General features: G+C 64.4%; 16 protein-coding genes. 6 read left to right on the top strand and 10 right to left on the bottom strand.

The annotated features are described in order from the left end of the window. Position 1: 1 nt before the first annotated feature. The 4 genes from BM118_RS02305 to BM118_RS02290 are packed head-to-tail and all read right to left on the bottom strand — an operon-like array spanning position 2 to position 3,469. Positions 2-1,159, bottom strand: a complete 1,158-nt coding sequence (locus BM118_RS02305; RefSeq protein ID WP_092181674.1) for a M20 family metallopeptidase — start codon at positions 1,157-1,159, stop codon at positions 2-4. Between the two features lie 23 nt (positions 1,160-1,182). Next, positions 1,183-1,917 carry an amino acid ABC transporter ATP-binding protein gene (locus BM118_RS02300; protein WP_092181671.1) on the bottom strand — a complete coding sequence of 245 codons (735 nt, stop codon included), beginning with the start codon at positions 1,915-1,917 and terminating at the stop codon, positions 1,183-1,185. 4 nt (positions 1,918-1,921) lie between these two features. Continuing rightward, the gene (locus BM118_RS02295; protein ID WP_092181668.1) at positions 1,922-2,647 is read right to left on the bottom strand and encodes an amino acid ABC transporter permease; all 726 of its coding nucleotides are present in this window, start codon (positions 2,645-2,647) and stop codon (positions 1,922-1,924) included. A 12-nt stretch (positions 2,648-2,659) separates the two neighbouring features. Next, positions 2,660-3,469 (bottom strand): ABC transporter substrate-binding protein, encoded by an 810-nt coding sequence (locus BM118_RS02290; protein ID WP_092181665.1) that lies wholly within the window; start codon positions 3,467-3,469, stop codon positions 2,660-2,662. 188 nt (positions 3,470-3,657) lie between these two features. Here BM118_RS02290 and BM118_RS02285 point away from each other — a divergent pair, with 188 nt between their 5' ends. Then, positions 3,658-4,548 (top strand): GntR family transcriptional regulator, encoded by an 891-nt coding sequence (locus tag BM118_RS02285; protein ID WP_092181661.1) that lies wholly within the window; start codon positions 3,658-3,660, stop codon positions 4,546-4,548. 66 nt (positions 4,549-4,614) lie between these two features. Here the strand turns inward: BM118_RS02285 and BM118_RS02280 are convergent, their stop codons facing one another. Then, positions 4,615-5,568, bottom strand: a complete 954-nt coding sequence (locus BM118_RS02280) for an AEC family transporter (RefSeq protein ID WP_092181658.1) — start codon at positions 5,566-5,568, stop codon at positions 4,615-4,617. 106 nt (positions 5,569-5,674) lie between these two features. Here BM118_RS02280 and hspQ point away from each other — a divergent pair, with 106 nt between their 5' ends. Beyond that, positions 5,675-6,007, top strand: a complete 333-nt coding sequence (gene hspQ / locus BM118_RS02275; RefSeq protein ID WP_008564941.1) for a heat shock protein HspQ — start codon at positions 5,675-5,677, stop codon at positions 6,005-6,007. Positions 6,008-6,085: 78 nt separating this feature from the next. Here hspQ and BM118_RS02270 read toward each other — a convergent pair whose 3' ends face one another. Further along, the gene (locus BM118_RS02270; protein WP_092181656.1) at positions 6,086-6,904 is read right to left on the bottom strand and encodes an invasion associated locus B family protein; all 819 of its coding nucleotides are present in this window, start codon (positions 6,902-6,904) and stop codon (positions 6,086-6,088) included. 260 nt (positions 6,905-7,164) lie between these two features. Here BM118_RS02270 and BM118_RS02265 point away from each other — a divergent pair, with 260 nt between their 5' ends. From BM118_RS02265 to BM118_RS02250, 4 genes are all read left to right on the top strand, one after another. Continuing rightward, on the top strand, positions 7,165-9,015 hold the full coding sequence (locus BM118_RS02265; protein ID WP_177234124.1) for an extracellular solute-binding protein: 1,851 nt from the start codon (positions 7,165-7,167) through the stop codon (positions 9,013-9,015). A 4-nt stretch (positions 9,016-9,019) separates the two neighbouring features. Then, positions 9,020-10,522 (top strand): class I adenylate-forming enzyme family protein, encoded by a 1,503-nt coding sequence (locus BM118_RS02260; protein WP_092181650.1) that lies wholly within the window; start codon positions 9,020-9,022, stop codon positions 10,520-10,522. An 84-nt stretch (positions 10,523-10,606) separates the two neighbouring features. Continuing rightward, entirely contained in the window at positions 10,607-11,827 is a 1,221-nt protein-coding gene (locus tag BM118_RS02255; protein ID WP_092181647.1) for a hypothetical protein, read from the top strand. A 283-nt stretch (positions 11,828-12,110) separates the two neighbouring features. Beyond that, positions 12,111-13,025: an alpha/beta hydrolase gene (locus tag BM118_RS02250; protein WP_092181644.1), complete on the top strand. Its 915-nt coding sequence runs from the start codon at positions 12,111-12,113 to the stop codon at positions 13,023-13,025. A gap of 124 nt (positions 13,026-13,149) precedes the next feature. On the opposite strand, the gene BM118_RS02245 is transcribed toward BM118_RS02250, so the two are convergent. The 4 genes from BM118_RS02245 to BM118_RS02230 form a co-directional block, all read right to left on the bottom strand. Next, positions 13,150-13,386, bottom strand: a complete 237-nt coding sequence (locus tag BM118_RS02245; RefSeq protein WP_092181641.1) for a hypothetical protein — start codon at positions 13,384-13,386, stop codon at positions 13,150-13,152. Between the two features lie 219 nt (positions 13,387-13,605). Next, a complete protein-coding gene (locus BM118_RS02240; RefSeq protein ID WP_177234123.1) occupies positions 13,606-14,730 on the bottom strand; it encodes an acyl-CoA desaturase in 1,125 nt (374 codons plus the stop codon). A gap of 202 nt (positions 14,731-14,932) precedes the next feature. Further along, entirely contained in the window at positions 14,933-15,142 is a 210-nt protein-coding gene (locus BM118_RS02235) for a cold-shock protein (RefSeq protein WP_028173969.1), read from the bottom strand. A 304-nt stretch (positions 15,143-15,446) separates the two neighbouring features. After that, positions 15,447-16,340 (bottom strand): LysR family transcriptional regulator, encoded by an 894-nt coding sequence (locus tag BM118_RS02230; protein ID WP_092181638.1) that lies wholly within the window; start codon positions 16,338-16,340, stop codon positions 15,447-15,449. Positions 16,341-16,461 lie beyond the last annotated feature (121 nt).

Raw genomic sequence — 16,461 nt, 5'->3', positions numbered from 1 at the left:
CCTAGTTGCGCAGCATGGCTTTCGCCACGTCGCGATAGATCAGGCTGGCGGTGATGAATTCATCGACGGGCACGAACTCGTCGGGCTTGTGGGCGACCGCGAGATCGCCCGGGCCGATCACGGTCCCCTGCGCACCGATGCTGCGGAAATGCACGAGATCGCAGGCGCCCTGGAAGCCGAACGGGCCCGGCTTGGCCACACCATGGGCCCGGCTCGCGGCAAGGCTCGCACTCACGATCGGACTATCCGGCGCGGTTTCCGTTGCTCCGCCCGTCGTCGCCTTGTAGTCGACGACTTCGGCGCGCAGGCCGAAACGCTCGCGCGCGATCACGAGGATCTCGCCGATCTCGCGCTTGACCGTCTCCTCATCCTCGCCCGGCACCATCCGGCGATCGAGCAGCAGATCGCAGGCGCCGGGCAGAACATTGTCAGCGTGGCCGCCATTGATCCGCGTGACCGTGAGGCTCGCCGCTCCGACCAGCGGATGGCTGCGGTGACAGATGACCTTGTCGTGATGCTCGGCGACAAGCCCCAGCAATTCGCCGGCCCGGTAGATCGCGTTCTCGCCAAGGTGCGGCGTTCCGGAATGTGCCGACACGCCAAAGACCCGCACGATTGGCCGCAGGCTGCCCTTGTGCGCGGAAAACACCGCATTCGATGTCGGCTCGCCGACCACGGCAGCATCGATCCTGGGATGGCCGGCGGCGTAGAACCTGGCGCCCTCGCTGGCGATCTCCTCGTCGGCCACGAAGACGCCGAGCAGTGTGCCCGACCATGCCGTGCGATCGCCCGCCAGCATGCGCATGGCCTCCAGCATGGCGGCCAATGGCCCCTTGCAGTCGCAGGCGCCGCGGCCGTAGAGCCGTCCGTCCTTCTCGGTCAGGCCGAAGGGATCCGAGGACCAGCCCTCGCCTGCGGGCACGACGTCCATATGAGTATTGAACGCGAAGACCGGGCCTGCGCCATTCTCGAGCCGCGCGATCACGTTGACCCGTCCCGGCTTGTACTCCTGCACCGTGACGCCGAAGCCGCCACCGACCAGCAGCTCACGCAGATATTCCGCCGCAGGCGCCTCGTGACCGGGAGGATTCTGCGTATCGATCGCAATGAGCCTTGCGAGCTCGTGCTTCATGCGTGCGACGTCGGGAGAGCTGGACATCAAAGGGTTCCGGATATCGGGAGTCAGTGGAGGATCTGATCGAGAAAGCGCTGCGTCCGGTCGTTGACCGTGCCGCCGAAGAACCGGTCGCTCGGCGCGCTCTCGATGATCTCACCGTGCTCCATGAACACGATCCTGTCGGCCGCTCGCCGGGCGAATCCCATCTCGTGGGTGACCACGATGCTGGTCATGCCTTCGGCGCTGAGCGTTGCCATGACGTCAATCACCTCGCGGATCATTTCCGGATCGAGCGCGGAGGTCGGCTCATCGTACAGCATCAGCTTGGGCCGCATCGCGAGCGCACGCGCGATGGCGACGCGCTGCTGCTGGCCGCCGGACAGCTCGTCCGGGAACGCGTCCGCCTTCTCGGGGATCTGCACCTTGCGCAGAAGCTCGGTCGCGATGTCGTGGGCATCGGCACGGCTCATTCCGAGAATCTTCACGGGCGCCAGCATGACGTTCTCGGCGGCCGAGAGATGGGCGAACAATTCGAAGTTCTGGAACACCATGCCGATCTGCCGGCGTAAGAGATGAGCCGTACGCCGGGCGCGCGTGACGTTCTCGCCTTCGAAGAAGATGTCGCCGCTGTCGACCGTCTCCAGCAGGTTGACGCAGCGCAGCAGCGTCGATTTGCCGGAGCCTGACGGACCGATCACGACAACCGTCTCGGAGGGCTCGACGGCCAGCGTGCACGTCTTCAGCACCTGCGTCGCACCAAAGCTCTTGCTGACGCCGATGATCTCGAGAAGGTGCTGCATGTCGCTACCGCACCGCCACGATCTTCGATGTGCCAAGCATCCGTTCGGTCAACGAAAGCCGTCGCATGCCCCGCCGTTTCTTGGGATCGAGGGCGATCTCCATGAGGATCTGCAGACCCATGAAGATCGTGGTCATCGCGAGATAGTAGATGCCGGCCGCGGTCAGCGCCTCGAAGTAGCGGAAATCGGCACTCGCCGCCTGGTTCGCGACCAGCAGCAGCTCCTCCACGGCGATCACGGAGACGAGCGCGCTGAGCTTCAGCATCCCGATCATCTGGTTGCCGATCGGCGGCAGCACGATCCGCGCGGCCTGCGGAATCACGACATGGCGCATCATCTGCATCCCGGTCATACCGAGCGCGAGACCGGCCGTGCGCTGCCCTTTCTTCACCGCCTGAAGCCCCGAGCGCAGGATCTCCGCCATATAGGCGCCCTCGTTCAGCGACAGCGCCAGCACCGCGCATACGAACGCCGAGAGCCTGATGCCGAACGACGGCAGCACGTTGTAGATGAAGATGATCTGGAACAGCACGGGCGTGCCGCGGAAGAGCCAGAGATAGGCGACCGTCACGACGGCGCCGATCCGCGTCTGGCTCTCCTGGATCAGCGCGAGCACAAGGCCGATCAGGATGCCGAAGACGAGTGACGCGAGCGTGAGCAGCAGCGTCATCTCCGCGCCGCGCAAGAAGTTCGGCGAGGTCAGATATTTCAGGACGAGCTCGATGGACATCGGCCGGCTCCTTCAGTCGAACAGCGCTACCGAGGCGGGAAACTTCCAGGTTTCGATCAGCTTCTTGTAGGAGCCGTCGGCGACGATCTCCTTGAGCGCGGCTTCGATCGCCGATTTCATGGCGCCATCGCCCTTGCGCACCGCCATGCCAATCTGTGTGTTGGCCTCGAACTCCGGGCCGGCCACGGCGTAGACGCCCGGCACCTTCTCCATCAGCTCCACCACGCCCGGGGTCGAATTGAACAGGGCGTCGGCGCGTCCCTGCCGCAGCGTCAGCGCCGAATCCTGCGCGGTGGGGAGCGTCATCACGTTGATGGCGGCAAGCCCCTTGTCGCGGCAGCGCTTGTCGTCCTGGCGCGCGTAGCTCTCCTGAATGCCGCCGAGCGTGACGGCGATGGTCTTGCCGCAGAGGGAATCGTCGCGACCGGTGATCTTGGCGGGATTGTCCGCCTGCACCACCACCAGCGTCCCGATCTTGAGATAGGGAACGAAGTCGACCTGGCCGGCGCGCTGCTCGTTGATGTACATGGCGGAGTTGATCATATCGACGCGGCCGCCCTGCAGCGCGACGATCAGCCCCTTGAACTCCATGTTCATCGGCTTGGCCTCGGCCCCGAGTTTCTTGCCGAGCAGCCCGATCATATCGATGTCGAAGCCGGAGAGCTTGCCGTCCTTCTGGAATTCGAACGGCGCGAAAGTGCCGGCAACGCCATAGGTCAGCGCGCCTTTCTCGACCAGCGAGACCGAAGACAGATCCGCGGCCAGCAACGGCCCGGACAGAACAAGCGACAGGACTCCGCAGGCAAGGCGCAAACGAGACATCGGTGGCTCCTGACTTGATTGTTCTATTGTTGATTATTATACAATCATTGCTGCCTTCAGCGTCAAGCCTGTTCAGCGGGCAATTCCTGACCAAGGCTTAGTCAGGAGTTTTGGCGCGGATCGCAGCCTGCGGCTATTGTATCAGTCGCTACAATTTGTACTTTAGGACGGATTCGAGAGCCCCTTCCATGGCGCGGTCAACGCAACAAAGTCGCTTTCGCCTCGCCAACCAGATTCTCGATGTCATCCGGAATGCCAGGCTTGAGCCCGGCCATCATCTGCGCGAGCAGCAGCTGGCCGACCTGATCGGCGTCTCGCGAACGCCGATCAGGTCGGCGCTCGACCTCCTGGCCGAACGTGGCATCGTGGAGACGCGGAAGAACCACGGGTTCTTCCTGCGAAAGCCGTTCGAATCCCTTCACCGGATCGAGATCGAGGTCCCCTCGACGATCGACGAGGAGCTTTACACGAGGCTCGTTCGCGATCGCCTCGAGCATCGCATTCCAAACTCCGTGACACAGAGCGAGATCGCGCGGCGGTACAATGTCGACCGGGCGGCGCTGGCGCGCACCCTTTCGCGGCTCGCCGAGGACGGCTTGATCGCACGCAAGCAGGGGCATGGCTGGACTTTCCTGCCGACGCTCGATTCACTTGTCTCGCTCCGAGCCAGCTACGAATTCCGGCTGACGCTCGAGCCCTCGGGCTTTCTGCTGCCGACGTTCAAGCCGGACCCCGCCGCGATCGAACGGATGCGGCTGCAACATCTGTATCTCGCCTCTCATCCCGACATCGCCTCGATCTCCAGCACGCAATTGTTCGAGACCGATGCCGCGTTCCATGAGATGTGCGCCGAGTTCTGCGGCAACGCCTTCTTTGCGCAGGCCATCCAGTACCAGAACCGGCTGCGGCGCCTGCTCGAGTTCGGCAGCTATTTCGACAGCCGGCGCGTCCGCGAATGGTGCCGCGAGCACCTCGCGATCATCGAGGCCATTGCCGAGGGAAACGCTGAGGTGGCATCAACCCGCATGCGTGCACACCTGGAACAGGCCTTTCTCGCCGCACGGACGGCAGCACCATGACGCAAGAGCAGAATTCCTGAATCCGGCGCCCGTCAGCTCTCGCTGAGCGAGCCTGGCCGCCTTCCCTCACGGAAACGCCAGCCGGCCGGTCTGGATCGCCCACATCACGCTGGTCAGCGTGACCACGGACGCAAAGGTCCCGAGCAGCACCGCGACGGAAGCGGATTCGATCCAGGCCCCGTTCTGCCGGGCGATCACGAACACGTTCAGCGCCGGCGGCAGCGAGGCCATCAGCACGGCGGTCGCGGCCCAGGGCTGCGCGAACGGGCCGAACGCCAGCATCAGGCCGAACGCTGCGAGCGGATGGATCAGGAGCTTCACCACGATCACGCCCGGCACCTCCCACGGCACCCGGTCGAACGGGCGGAGCGCCACGGTCACGCCGAGCACGAACAGCGCGGTCGGGGCGGCTGCGTTCTGGAGGAAGGTGATGGTGCGGTCGAGCGCGACCGGCAGCTCGATATGCAGCGCTGCCACCGCCGCGCCGAAACAGGCCGACATGATCAGCGGGTTGAGCACGATCTGCTTCAGCACCACGCCGAAGGCGTGCACGATCGAGGGATGATCGCGGTCGGACAGCTCGATCAGGAGCGGCACGATCGTGAACAGGAAGATGCTGTCGCAGCAGAAGATCAGCGCGGTCGGCGCCGACGCCTTCGTCCCGAGCACCGCGAGCGCCAGCCCCGGCCCCATATAGCCGATATTGCCGTAACCGCCGGAGAGCCCTGCCAGCGTCGCCTCACGCAGCGTCAGGCGGCCGAGAACCTTGCCGACGACCAGCGCCAGCGTGAACGCCGTAACCGTCGACAGCGTGGTCGCCACCAGGAACGGCGGGTTGTTCAGCTCCGCAAACGGCGTCTTCGACATGATCGCGAACAGCAGCGCCGGCAGCGACACGTAGAGCAGGAAGAAGTTCATCCAGGCGAGGCCCGTTTCCGGCAGCGCCTTGACCTTGCCGCAGGCAAATCCGACGAAGATCAAGCCAAAATAAGGTAATGCCAGATTGAGGATATCGGCCATTTCTAAGGTTTTTTCTGAAGACTTGAGGGCTATCCGCCCCCGAGGCGAGCATTAATTCCAGGTGAGGCCACTAGCATCGGCCACAATCCTGGTCTATCGACGGAGAATGATTAAAGCGCGGACCGCGAAATTCCAGATCGGACAGGTCGTTCGCCACCGGATCTTCTCGTTCCGGGGCGTGATTTTCGACATCGATCCGGAATTCAACAACACCGAGGAATGGTGGCTGTCGATCCCCGAGGAGGTGCGGCCCCACAAGGACCAGCCGTTCTACCATCTGCTCGCGGAGAACGCGGAATCGGAATACGTCGCCTATGTCTCGGAGCAGAACCTCTTACCCGACGATTCCGGCGAGCCGGTCCGGCATTCCCAGGTGGCCGAGATCTTCATCAAGGACAAGGCCGGCGGCTACCGCCCGCGCAATCCGTCGCTGAACTGAGTCAAGCCGCCGGCATGCGGCCAATAAAAAAGGCGCTCGAAGTGAGCGCCTTTTTTCATGTCCGGGATCTGGTCCCGATTATTTCTGGCCGGCCGGAGCCGCACCGGGCGCAGCGCCGCTCTGCTCGAGCTTCTTGCGCTGCTCGTCGGCCTTCTTCTGAAGCTCTTCCTGGAGCTTCTTCTGGGTTTCCTCGAACACCTTCGGATCGGTCGGCGGACCGTCATAGGCCTTCTGGAATTCGCCGGCGAGCGGCAGCGGCAGGGTGAGCGGCGCGCCGTTGGCGTTGATCGCCTGGACGACGAGGTTCTGGCCCTTCTTCATGTTGGCGATGAGCTCGGGCGTGGCCTCGTAGTCCGACATGCAGCCGTTCTGGAAGCAGATCACGTACGGACTCTGCAGCGGCGCGTTGCTGTCCACGATGATGCGGGTGCCGTGCACGAGCTGCATGCCGAGCGGCAGCGTCACGCGCAGGATCTTCTTCGGCTCGCCTTCCGGCTCGATGATCACGGCGGCGATGACCGGCTGGCCTGACTCGATGCGGCCGTCCTTGCCGGTGAAGCAGACCTGCTTGGCGTTGGCGTCCTGGCCCTTGAGGCAGAACTTGGTCCAGGGGGCGTAGATCAGCTGAATCTGCTGGTCCGCGGGCTGGCCGGCCTGCTGCGCCGGAGCGCCTTGCGCGGGAGCCTGTGGGGCGGGCGCCTGGGCCGACGGTGCGGGAGCCTTGGGGGCAGCCTTCGGAGCGGCGGCCTTCGGGGCCGGAGCTGCCTTGGGCGCGCCGGGAGCCGGCGTCGGGGTCTGGGCCTCGGCAGCAAACGGAACGGCCAACGCCGTCGCCGTCAACAAGGCGAGAAGTCGCCCGCGCGGCCGGACGGACGCGGCCAAGTAACGAAAATTCATTGCGGAAAACCCTTTCTAAACGGGAAGTGCCCGAACCGCTCCGAAGCGCCGAACCTGGCCGCCTTGGGCGCGGCTCTCTCCCCGTCAATTGAGGCGGATAAGTGACGGGCTCGACGCTCTTGCGCGATTGCCCGCCTTCTTAACGTGGCCGACGAAAAGATCAATGCCGACAACCGTCTTTGGCCGCCCTGGCGCCAGCGCCCCACCAAATTCCCTGTGATAGGATTCAGGTCCGCCGGTCCTCGAATCAACGTGTGCCGATGTTCATGTTCCAGCGCCTTCTCGAGGGCCCCGGCATCCGCCATTGCATCATCCTCACCTCGGTCCTCGTTATGGCCCTCGCCGCCGGGCTGCCGGCAGGCGCACGGGCCGAGGAGGCCCATGCCATCGCCATGCACGGGGAGCCGGCGATGCCCGCCGGTTTCACCCACATGCCCTACGCCAATCCCGATGCTCCCAAGGGCGGCCGGCTGACCTGGGGCCTGCTCGGCACCTTCGACAGCCTCAATCCCTTCATCGTGAAGGGACTGGCCGTGCAGCAGATGCGCAGCTACGTGGTCGAAAGCCTGCTCGCGCGCGGCCAGGATGAGCCGTTCACGCTCTACGGCCTGCTCGCCAAATCGGTCGAATCCGACGATGGGCGGAGCCATGTCACGTTCCACCTCGATCCCCGCGCCCGCTTCTCCGACGGCAAGCCGGTGCTCGCCGAGGACGTGCTGTTCTCCTGGCAGCTTTTGCGCGACCACGGCCGCCCGAACCTTCGGCAATACTACGCCAAGGTCGCCGGGGCCGAGGCGCCCGATCCCCTCACCGTCCGCTTCGACCTCACCGGCGCCAATGACCGGGAGCTGCCGCTGATCCTCGGCCTGATGCCGATCCTGCCGAAGCACGCGGTCGATGTCGCGACCTTCGAGGAGACGACGCTGACGGGGCCGGTCGGCTCGGGCCCGTATCGCGTCACCGCGGTGAAGCCCGGCGCGAGCGTGACGCTCAGGCGCAATCCCGACTATTGGGGCCGCGACCTCGCCGTCAATCGCGGCCTCTACAATTTCGACGAGATCAGGCTCGACTATTTCCGTGAGGCCAACGGCCAGTTCGAGGCCTTCAAGCGCGGCCTCTACGATTTCCGCGTCGAGAACGAGCCGCTGCGCTGGCACGACGGCTACGATTTTCCGGCCGTCAGAAGCGGCGAGGTGATCCGCGACACGGTCAAGCCCGGCGTGCCGCAGCCCTCGGAATTCCTGGTCTTCAACACCCGCCGTCCGATGTTCGCCGACATCCGCGTGCGCCAGGCGCTGACGCTGCTGTTCGATTTCGAGCTGGTCAACCGCAACTACTTCTTCTCGCTCTATTCGCGCGTCGCCGGCTATTTCGCCGGCTCGGAGCTGTCGGCCTATGGCAAGCCTGCCGACGCGCGCGAGCGCGAGCTGCTCAAGCCGTTCGCCGCACAAATTCCGCCCGATGTCATGGACGGCAGCTACCGCCTGCCGGTGACCGACGGCTCCGGACGCGACCGGACCACGCTGCGGGCCGCGCTGAAACTGTTGTCGGAGGCCGGCTACGATCTCGACGGCACCGTCCTGCGCAACCGCACGACCAAGGCGCCCTTCACGTTCGAGATCCTGGTCACGACCCGCGACCAGGAACGCATCGCGCTCGCCTTCCAGCGCGACCTCAAGCGTGCCGGCATCGAGCCGAGGGTACGGTCGGTCGATCCCGTGCAATTCGACCAGCGCCGGCTCGCTTACGAGTTCGACATGATCCAGAACCGCTGGGACCAGTCGCTGTCGCCCGGCAACGAGCAGTATTTCTATTGGGGCAGCGCTGCCGCCGACAATCCGGGCACCCGCAACTACATGGGCGCCAGGGATCCGGCGGTCGATGCCATGATCGGCGCCCTGCTGGAGGCCCGTGAACATACGGCCTTCGTCTCGGCGGTGCGCGCGCTCGACCGCGCCCTGATCGCGGGCTTCTACACAATCCCCCTGTTTAACGTATCGGAGCAATGGATCGCGCGCTGGAATCGGATAGAACGGCCGAAGGCCACCGCGCTGTCCGGCTACCTGCCGGAGACTTGGTGGTCGAAGGGTGAGCCCAGTCAAGCGAAGTGACGCCGTGAACCAGCCAGCCGTATCGCCGACGCTCGACACGCTGTTCCAGCGCACGCTGATGCGGCAGCCGCACGCGACCGCCCTGCTCGATCCCCTCAACAAGGCGCGCGTGACCGGGCACCAGCCGCGGCGGCTGAGCTATGCCGAGGCCGATACCGCCATCGAGGCGCTGTCGGCCTATTTCGTCGAATCGGGCCTGCCGGCCAATTCCGTCATCGCAATCCAGCTGCCGAACACGGTCGAGTTCGTGCTGACCGTGCTCGCCGCGCATCGCGCCGGCCTCGTCGTCGCCGTGCTGCCGCTGCTCTGGCGCCACGCGGAACTGACCGCAGCGCTCAACCGCACCGCGGCGCGCGCCATCGTCACCATGAGCAAGGTCGACGGCATCAGCTATGCCGACCTCGCGATGCACGCTGCGGCCGAGGCGTTCTCGATCCGCCATGTCTGCGGCTTCGGCACCGACCTGCCCGAAGGCATGGCATCGCTCGACGAGGTGCTGGCCCGCCCGCCCGGTACCACGCGTGCCGTGATCCAGGACGGCCGCAAGGCGGCGATGATCTCCTTCGACGTCACGGCGGAAGGCTTTCGCCCGGTGCCGCGGCCGCATTTCAGCCTGATCGCCGGTGGCCTCGCGATGTCGCTGGAGGCCGACATCAAGCAGGGCGCGACCGTGATGGCGGCGTTCACGCCGATGTCTTTCGCCGGCCTCGCCTCCTCGCTCGCGGTGTGGCTGCTGTCGGGCGGCGCGCTGGCGCTGCATCATCCCTTCGAGAACGACGTGCTGGAGCAGCAGATCAACGAGCATGAGTGCGAGGTGCTGATCGCGCCCGCGCAGCTCGCGCTGCGGCTTGGCGATTCCGACCTGGCGGCGCGGATGCCGACCTTGCGCAACGTCATCGGCCTGTGGCGCGCGCCGGAGCAGGTAGCGGCAAGCGATGCCTGGATCGCGCCGCATGCACCGCTGACCGACGTCTATCTGTTCGGCGAGGCCGGATTGTTCGGCGCCCGCCGCGGCGAGGACGGCATGCCGGTGGCGGTGATGCCGGGGCCGCACGGCGCCCCGCGCGAACAGTCCGGCTCCTCCATCGCCGGCGAGATCCTGCTGACGCCGAAGGGCACGCTCGGCCTGCGTGGGGCGATGGTGCCGATTGCGGCCTACGCCCCGCCGCAGCCGGTCGGCGAGACGCTGATCGCGCAGCCGCCGCGCGACTATGTCGATACCGGTTATGCGGCGCGGCTCGACCGTCCAAGCGGTGCGATCTGCATCACCGCGCCGCCCTCCGGCATCATGGCCGTCGGCGGCTACCGCTTCCTCTCCGACGACCTCCAGGAATGGGCGCGCCGGCTCGGCCAGGGCGCCCTGCTCACCGCGCTGCCCGACCGCCTCTCCGGTCACCGGCTGGCGGGCCGGGCCCAGGACAACGCCCGCGCCCGCGAGGCGCTCAACGAGCTCGGGCTTAACCCACTGATGGTCGAGGCTTTTCGCGACCGCTCGGGGGCGGCCTAGGTGCATTTTCGACCCATCCGTTGACGCTGCATTAAGGCGGCCAAACTAGATTGCGCAGCATCTGTCGCGTGATCAGAGTTTGCGATGTCCCAGGCGGGCCCGATCCTCTTTGTGTCCAATGCCGAGCGCCCCACCTTCGTTGCGGCGCTGGACGAGGCCCGTCTCTTTCCCGTGGTCGACACCGACTGGGCCAGCGCGGCGCGCGCGGTCGAGCAGGTGCAGCCGGCCGCGGTTCTCGCCGCAATGAACAGTGGATATGAGCCGCATCTGGCGCTGCTCGCCAGGAAGATCGCCGACCAATCGCCCTACCTTCCCTTCGTGGCCCTGGATGCGGCGGGCACGCTGCCACACAACGCCCTGCCCTTCTCCTCGCGCGGCAATCCCGACCGCCTGAGCGCGCGGCTGCGCGCCGCGCTGCGCGTCCGCACCCTTCATGCCACCGTGCTGCGCCGGCTGCCGGAGGTGAAGGTCGCGCTGCCGCAGAGCGATCCGTCGCGCGATGCCACCGTGCTCCTGATCGGCCGCGGCGCGGCCTATCCCGCACTCTCCGTCGCTCTCGGCGAACGCGTCGGCGTCATCGGCGCGCTCTCGATCGAGGCCGCGGCCAAGCATCTCAACACCCGCGACATCGACGGCGTCGTGCTCGCCGAAGGCTTTACCGCGCGCGTCACCGACGCCTTCCTCACGGTGCTGGCCGAGGACACCCGCTTCCGCAGCCTGCCCGTGATCGTCACCGCGCACCAGCTCGTTCAGACGTACGACCTGCCCAATCTCGAGCTCATCCCGGGCGAGCCGGCGAAAGTCGCCGCCAACGCGCTGCCGCTGATCCGCCAGCACGCGCTGGAAGCGCAACTGAGCCGCACGCTGCGCTCGATCGATGCCGGCGGCTGGCTCGATCCGCGCAGCGGCCTGCTCACGACGGACGCCTTCGCCCGCGATTTCTCTAGGGCTGTCGAGCAGACGCTTGCCCGCGGCAGCGGCCTGTCGGTGGCGCGCTTCGCCTTCGATCCCTCAAATCCCCGCGCCCAGCTCGATGCCGCGCGCATCCTGAGCCGCCTGATGCGGCAGATGGACTTCGGCACGGCGCAGAAGGACGGCTCGGTCATCGTCGTCTTCGCCGAGACCGACTTCCGCACCGCCCACATGATCGCTCGCCGCCTCTCCGCGGTGATGCGGCACACCTCCAACGGCAAGCACGAGATGCGCAGCGATCCCGTGGTCAGCGTGGATTCGCTGTCGTCGTCGGATACGGCAAGATCGTTGCTGGCGCGGCTGTCCGCCGACGCTTCGCGCGCGGCATCGTAAATATTCATCCAAGCTGGGTGTTTGCTTCGAAACTGGTCCGACAGCGCCATAGGCGGACCCAGCTTTGATTCTCCACCAATTTTGCCGATCGCAATGAAGCGCGCTGAGGCGTGCACAGAATTTGCACCTCGACAGGCCAGCTCGAAGCTGCGAAGGGAAAGGATTGAATTCGTAATTTTATAGAGCGCGAACCATGATCAGGATCGTTCTTTCAGGCCCTGCCTCAGTTCTGTTCACGTTTGGGTACTCACCATAGATTTCAATCCATTTTGAGGTGTCTTAAATGCGCCGATCAATTGTCATCGCCACCGTGTTGCTCGCCCTTGGCTCAGGCTCATCGCCGGCCGGCTCGATGCCTCCAGATAAGGCCGAGGCGATCAGCGCGATGGGAGCGCTGATAAATGCTCCCGATACGGGGAAGCTGTACGCCCCGCTGCAAGCGAAAGAGCCTTACGAAAACGTAGTCGTCGAGAGAAATGTCAAGTACGGTCCACATGACCGCAATCTGTTGGATCTGTTTCGAGCAACGACGTCCCGGAATCGCCCAGTCCTCATCTTTGTTCATGGCGGTGGCTATGAGAGAGGCGACAAGCGGAGCGGCACAAGCCCCTACTATGACAATGTCATGCTGTGGGCGTCGAACAATGGCATGCTCGGCGTCAACATGACCTATCGACTTGCACCCGACCATCCCTGGCCGGCGGCCTCGGACGATGTCGCGTCAGCGGTTGCTTGGGCAAGAGAGAAAATCCGGGACTTCGGAGGCGATCCAGATCGTATCTTTCTGATGGGCCACTCCGCGGGAGCATCCCATGTTGCAAGTTACCTTGCACGCGCAACCGTGCCGACGGTCGTCGGCGCGATACTCATATCAGGCACATTCGACCTTCGTCCCCAAGTCCAAGTTCCGGGGCAGAAATCCTATTTTGGCCCAAATACCGAATTGTGGCCGGAGCGATCCTCGATTAAGGGCCTGGCGCGTTCCAACGTGCCGTTGCTCGTTGCGCACGGAGAAGTCGATGTACCATACTACATCGACCAGGCAGAAACTCTGAAGGCTGCAATGTGCGCCGAAAACCGCTGTCCAGGTTTTGTGGCGCTCAAAGGCCACAGCCACATGTCGGAAGTCTACTCAATCAACACCGGCGACACGACTCTTACGGACGCAGTCCTCGCATTTGTAAGAGAGCAGAGATAATCGCACGAGCAAGCTCAGCGCTCGCTCCCTTCGTGGCCGACGCCGCGCGCGCGGCGTCGTGGTCATCCGCCGGCGTTTCCTGATCTGATGCGTGTCCTGACGTCCGCCGCCGGGCCTCGGCGGCTCAATTCATCATGAGCTTGATCTGGCCGTCCTCAACGGCTCCCATCGCGAGAGCGTCGCGAGCCATCTTTTCGACGGCCGGCCAATTCGCGAGAAGGTATTTTTGCGCCTGCGCCTTGGTTGGGAGCGTGGTCTGCAAAATACAGGTCTGCCGCGCGTTCCCGTTCGCGATCTGAAAGGACACGGCCTGAGGCCCCTCTTTGAGCTCTTGTTCGGTGGGCTTCGGAAACTTGCGCATGCGGCTCCTTCTCGGGGCTCAGCGAACCGGTGCGGTGACCCCGGACGCTTGATCGGCCGCGATCTTCCTGGCTTTCGCTGGGCCATTCGCCTCCCGGCTGGGCTGCGTGTTACGGACTGCCTCAGTCAGCATCAGGCGAAGCTCAGCCTTCGTCTTGGGTGCCTGCCGTGGACTCGACTTCTGCCAATTGGTCATGACCCCTATATGGGGACGCTCGCGCTAAATGCCACTCTTCGCGTTCGTGCTGGCCGATAGGGTGGGAGTAGCCAAGAGAAAGCGGACAGAATCGTGCAGGAGTTCGTGGGCACGGTCGACAATATCGTCCAGGGATATGGTCTTGGCGAACATGCGCTGCGCCTCAGCCAGCAACTGCTCGCGGGTCGGCATGCTGGACAGGCGCAAATCGGCACGGTGCTGCAACAGACTGAGCGCGTCCCGGACCGACAATTCGGTCTCGTGAATCGACGTTCTGATCGCGAGCGCGATGTGTTCAGGATCAAAGCGAGCGGCGAGCTGCTCGGCCGCTTGCTTGACCACGCGTGATCCCAACCGATGCTCGTTGCGCAGAACCTGCCTGGGCGGCAACTTCAGATCCCGGACGATCCCGAGCCAGGACAAGGCCACCAGGACGTAGTAGGTCAGATCAACCTCATACCAGTAGAACCCCTGACGGGCGCTGGCCTGGTAGGCGTGATGGTTGTTGTGCCAGCCCTCGCCCATCGTCAACAGAGCGAGCAGCCAGTTGTTGCGGGAGTCGTCACCGGTCACATACCGCCTGCGTCCGTGAACATGTGCGAGCGAGTTGATGCAGAACGTGGCGTGATACAGAAGCACGGTGCTCCAGAGGAATCCGACCACGAGTCCTGACCACCCGGCAACGAGGAAGCACAGCCCCGCTAGCACGACGGCCGGCAAGAGCTCAAGCCTGTGCAGCCACATCAACTCGGGATACGACGCCAGATCCGACACTTTCACGAGATCAGTCGCATCGTGCTGCCGGTAGAAGATCCAGCCGACATGACTGTACACGAAGCCCTTGTGTCGGGGTGAGTGCACATCATGCGCCGTATCCGAGTGCAGATGATGATGACGGTGTTTGGCGGCCCACCACAGCACGCTCTTCTGAGCGCTGCTCTGGGCAAGGAAGGCAAGGATAAACTGGAACACCCGGCTCGTCGCGTAAGCCCGATGCGAGAAGTACCGATGATATCCGGCAGTGATCCCAAACATGCGCAACCAATAAAGCGCGGCGCAGATCGCGATGGCTTGCCACGAGACGCCCGACCAGATCGCCGCGACGCATCCCGCATGGATCAATACGAACGGCAGGACCTGCGGATACATGACGTCGTCGTGTTCCTGATCTGATTCCTGGCCTGAATCGATATTGATGGACACGCTCGCGACCTCAGCTGTTTCGATGGGCGGGCGAACCCGCAACCGGTGTAAAAAAACCCGCGGCCGGTAAACCAGTCGCGGGTCGAGAGAACCAGAAGCTCTGCCAGTACATCCGTGGTCAAAGCAACATAGTGCCGATTGCGGCAGCCTATACGGCGCGCAGATTTTCCGCGGCAGACTTGCCGGTCCGGCGGTCCGCGACGATTTCGAAGGAAACCTTCTGCCCTTCGTTGAGGGTGCTCATGCCGGCGCGTTCGACTGCGCTGATATGAACGAAAACATCCTGGCCTCCCTGGTCCGGCTGAATGAAGCCGAAACCTTTTTGGCCGTTAAACCACTTCACAGTTCCCGTATTCATGGGGTCGTCCTTTAACGTAGATAAGTCTTTGGAACCGCGCTCAAGCGCGCAGTCAGCGAATTCGAGATCTGGAGGGAGGGTCGTCAGTCAGGCACGCTTATCAGCGGCGAGGCCAAGTCGTTCGGCCGAAACTCGATCAGGCCAATATGGCTGTTGTTCGGGCATTCCACAAGGGGCCATATGTCGCTGTTTTCGGACCCAAATGCCCCGTGGACGGCCGCGCGGGCGCCCCATCCGTGTGGGAGAGGCTCGGTGGCGGCTTGAGCGCTGCGGCGTTGGAGCCAATCCTTGTCAGCTTCGGCGCTTACGGTTTGTAGCGGAGCGCGCCGATGAATGCGGCCAATGCGGGCGGCGTCTGCCGCCGGCTGGGGTGATAGAGGTAATAGCCGGGGAAAGTCGGACACCATCTCTCCAGAATTCGCTTGAGCCGCCCGGCCCGGACGTCCGCCGCCACCTCATCCGCGTAGACATACGCAATGCCTTGCCCCGCGAGGGCGGCCTCCCGAGTCAGATCGGCGTTGTTGAACACGAGCGGCCCCTCGACGCGCACCTGGAACGGCCGCCCCTTCTCCTCGAAGTCCCAGGCGTAAAGCCCACCCGACCTGACATGCCGGTAGTTGATGCAGCGATGGCCGGCGAGCTCGCGGGGCGTCCTGGGCACTGGATGATCGGCGAAATACGAGGGCGCGCCGACCACAGCCATCCGGATGTCGGGCCCGATGCGGACCGCGATCATGTCCTTCTCGACGATGTCGCCGAAACGGATGCCGGCGTCGATGCGGTCCGCGACGATGTCGGTCAGATTGTCATCGACGATCATGTCCACCCGGATATCGGGATGGGCTGCGAGGAAGCGCGGCAAGACCGGCATCACCACGGACGAGACCGCGTGCTTGGTTGCCGTAACGCGGACGGTGCCGGACGGCTTGCCGCGCAGAGCGCCGACTGCATTTACGCCTGAGGAAATCTCGTCCAGCGCTGGACGCAGCGAACGCAGCAGCGTCTCGCCCGCCTCGGTCGTCGATACCGAGCGCGTGGTCCGCGACAGCAGCCGCACCCCGAGCCGTTCCTCCAGGCTCTTCATGGCGTGGCTCAATGCCGGCTGGGACATGCCGAGCTCGGCCGCCGCGCGCGTGAAGCTGCCCTGCTCCGCGACCGCCGCAAAGGCGGCGAGGTCATAAAGATCGTCCCGTTTCATTCATGCACCACATGCATAAGCTTAAGCGGATTATAGCGCCTAATCGGAATCGACAACCAGGGTTATCTGACTGTGTGCGGGCCCCGGCCTCTGGCCTGCTCGATAGTCCGCAAGGAGCAAA

It is taken from the genome of Bradyrhizobium sp. cf659, from assembly GCF_900113725.1.
Classification (GTDB): domain Bacteria; phylum Pseudomonadota; class Alphaproteobacteria; order Rhizobiales; family Xanthobacteraceae; genus Bradyrhizobium.
The sequence above is the reverse complement of the archived record's forward strand: the minus strand, read 5'-3'. Positions and strand labels throughout refer to the sequence as shown.

Bases quoted from the DNA above. Each gene is read 5' to 3' on its own strand.
- BM118_RS02305 (WP_092181674.1), bottom strand. From the start codon at position 1,159: ATGTCCAGCTCTCCCGACGTCGCACGCATGAAGCACGAGCTCGCAAGG.
- BM118_RS02300 (WP_092181671.1), bottom strand. From the start codon at position 1,917: ATGCAGCACCTTCTCGAGATCATCGGCGTCAGCAAGAGCTTTGGTGCG.
- BM118_RS02295 (WP_092181668.1), bottom strand. From the start codon at position 2,647: ATGTCCATCGAGCTCGTCCTGAAATATCTGACCTCGCCGAACTTCTTG.
- BM118_RS02290 (WP_092181665.1), bottom strand. From the start codon at position 3,469: ATGTCTCGTTTGCGCCTTGCCTGCGGAGTCCTGTCGCTTGTTCTGTCC.
- BM118_RS02285 (WP_092181661.1), top strand. From the start codon at position 3,658: ATGGCGCGGTCAACGCAACAAAGTCGCTTTCGCCTCGCCAACCAGATT.
- BM118_RS02280 (WP_092181658.1), bottom strand. From the start codon at position 5,568: ATGGCCGATATCCTCAATCTGGCATTACCTTATTTTGGCTTGATCTTC.
- hspQ (WP_008564941.1), top strand. From the start codon at position 5,675: ATGATTAAAGCGCGGACCGCGAAATTCCAGATCGGACAGGTCGTTCGC.
- BM118_RS02270 (WP_092181656.1), bottom strand. From the start codon at position 6,904: ATGAATTTTCGTTACTTGGCCGCGTCCGTCCGGCCGCGCGGGCGACTT.
- BM118_RS02265 (WP_177234124.1), top strand. From the start codon at position 7,165: ATGTTCATGTTCCAGCGCCTTCTCGAGGGCCCCGGCATCCGCCATTGC.
- BM118_RS02255 (WP_092181647.1), top strand. From the start codon at position 10,607: ATGTCCCAGGCGGGCCCGATCCTCTTTGTGTCCAATGCCGAGCGCCCC.
- BM118_RS02250 (WP_092181644.1), top strand. From the start codon at position 12,111: ATGCGCCGATCAATTGTCATCGCCACCGTGTTGCTCGCCCTTGGCTCA.
- BM118_RS02245 (WP_092181641.1), bottom strand. From the start codon at position 13,386: ATGCGCAAGTTTCCGAAGCCCACCGAACAAGAGCTCAAAGAGGGGCCT.
- BM118_RS02240 (WP_177234123.1), bottom strand. From the start codon at position 14,730: ATGTATCCGCAGGTCCTGCCGTTCGTATTGATCCATGCGGGATGCGTC.
- BM118_RS02235 (WP_028173969.1), bottom strand. From the start codon at position 15,142: ATGAATACGGGAACTGTGAAGTGGTTTAACGGCCAAAAAGGTTTCGGC.
- BM118_RS02230 (WP_092181638.1), bottom strand. From the start codon at position 16,340: ATGAAACGGGACGATCTTTATGACCTCGCCGCCTTTGCGGCGGTCGCG.